At 57.9% G+C, this 2,052-nt stretch carries 3 protein-coding genes and 1 pseudogene; all 4 read right to left on the bottom strand.

Annotation, left to right across the window (positions count from 1 at the left end):
- Positions 1 to 561, bottom strand: a 561-nt coding sequence (locus ENZ75_RS29975; protein WP_128278552.1) for a DUF1629 domain-containing protein, incomplete at its 3' end; no start/stop codon positions are given.
- Between the two features lie 64 nt (positions 562 to 625).
- On the bottom strand, positions 626 to 1,288 hold the full coding sequence (locus ENZ75_RS29970) for a glutathione S-transferase family protein (RefSeq protein WP_063168038.1): 663 nt from the start codon (positions 1,286 to 1,288) through the stop codon (positions 626 to 628).
- 50 nt (positions 1,289 to 1,338) lie between these two features.
- Positions 1,339 to 1,809, bottom strand: a complete 471-nt coding sequence (locus ENZ75_RS35410; protein WP_013531514.1) for a hypothetical protein — start codon at positions 1,807 to 1,809, stop codon at positions 1,339 to 1,341.
- Positions 1,799 to 2,052 (bottom strand): annotated as a pseudogene (locus ENZ75_RS29960) (aldose 1-epimerase family protein); the annotation flags it as partial. The gene ENZ75_RS35410 and the pseudogene ENZ75_RS29960, both read right to left, overlap by 11 nt.

The raw sequence follows: 2,052 nt of genomic DNA, 5'->3' as shown, positions 1-2,052 counted from the left end.
TCGTCCGACCGGATGGTCGCTCCAGACCAGGTTGAAAGCAATGCCCTTGAGCCCAAGCTCCCCGATCCGGCGTACGATCGTCTCCTGCAGATAAATATCGGATGTTCGCACCCCGTCGGCACGCTCGGGCAGCTTGAATATCTCGGTACCGCCGATTGCGTCCGCTCGAAGGACGAGGCTTTCGATCACCATGACGCCGCCATCGTCAAAGCGAACGATCTTTGAACGTTCCTCGTCCAGTGCATCGATCACGGTGGTGACATTGAAGAGCGATATTGGCTCGTCAGCAGGAAGCGGCAGGAATTCACCGTATGGTTGGAGGGTTGGCCGAAGCAACTTCGACGCCCTCGCTCGCAGGATGAGCACATGCTCGCCAAGCCATGGAAAATCTGAATATTGCCGGAGCGTACCGTCGTCGTGTTCGCGCAGGATCTCCATCCTGGGCGGATGCCATTGTGTCTGCTTCCGGCCGCAGAGCGTCGAAAACAGCTGGTAGTCGTCCGCCTGCCGAGGAAGGACCCATTCCTGTCCTTCGATCACGCTCAGGACATAGATATTCATCCGGTCCCCCGCACATCATCGCCTTGGTAGGCTCGGCCTGCTGCGCTGCTCTTCGCGCGCGTTCTCACCGCTGATCCGCGACGGCCATTTGCGGCACCGGCGGCAATTCGGGTGCATCCATCCCTTTGAAAGGGTCACGCCAGGCGTCGATGTCTTCAAGTCGACGGTACCAGCGGCTGACAGAGGGATAATCGTCGAGCGGCAGTCTGGCGGCGTCGTTGAACGGTAGGAAGGTCGCCATTCGAAAATCGGCATAGGAAACCGAATTGCCGACCAGCCACTGCCGCTCGGCAAGCACGGCGTCGAGTATTGCCGCAGCCGTATGGAATTGGTTCAGGCCCTCCTCCACCCGCTTCTGATCGATCGGGCCGATGCCGTACCGCTGTTTCGTCCCACGTTCGAAATGCACCGTGTCGCAAGCGAGTGCGAAGTGCTCCTTGCCCCAGCTGAGCCACCGGATCATCTCAGGTTCGTCATCGCCGGTGCGCCAGAAATCCGAATGCGCGTGGCGCGACAGCCTGCAGGCTATGGCGTCTGCCTCCCAGAGGCTCTTTCCCTCATCATCCACAAGGATGGGCAGTGAGAGGTTGGGATTTAACCGGCGAAATTTCTCCATTTGCCCGGCAGCGAATGGCGAGGCGAATTCGAAGTCCAGTTTCGTTTCGAGATAGCGTGCGATCGCGACCGCCAATCGAGGATTGGGATTGCGGCTGAAGTACAGCTTCATTGGGCACCGACGATCTGGGCGACCACGCAATAGTCGATCATGAGCAGCCTCTATGCAGCTTCGAAGTCAGCCCAAGCGCCCATGTATCCCAATGGATTGGGCTCGCCTTTCATCATCGTTTTTCGCCAAGCTTCCTGCTCGGCATTCATCAGAGCCAATTCCCAAACACAGGCAATAACAGGTCTCTTAACCGTGTCCATCGGTTCGGTTGCGGAATACAGCTTCCGATAGATGTGCTGACAAAGCACCGAACCCTGTATCCACCAGTGAGCTAAGATGGACACACCGAGCTCACCAGGATGAATGATCACAAAGCCCATGCCATTCTCGTCACCCTCGTCCGCCACACGCGGCAGAACCTCCTGTCGCACGAATGACTGCGCCAGAGTCGCCATGGGTTCGTCGATCTTTCTGTTGTCTGCGACGAGACCATAGACTTTGAGCTTGAGACCACCAATGTCCCATTGGCCCAAATTTGAAACACCACGTGGATGGTAGATCTCGATCGTTTCAGAATTCACTGAGCGCACTCCAATTGGCTATTGGCAGCAGACGTACCTGATAGCTCATCACGCGACTTGCACCCGGCGCGATCAGCATCAGGCCTGGTTTGTCGACAAAATCACCATCGAAATCCACCGGGCTTGCAAGGCCGTGCCAGGGTTCGATGCACAGGAACGGCGCGCCGCCCGGCTTTGACCAGACGCCCAACTCCCGAACCCCTTGCCAGGACATCTCGATCGCCGGGCCACGCTCGCCGGCAT

This window comes from Mesorhizobium sp. M7A.F.Ca.CA.002.04.1.1, assembly GCF_004022805.1.
Lineage (GTDB): Bacteria > Pseudomonadota > Alphaproteobacteria > Rhizobiales > Rhizobiaceae > Mesorhizobium > Mesorhizobium ciceri.
This window is presented reverse-complemented; position numbering and strand designations above follow the sequence as displayed.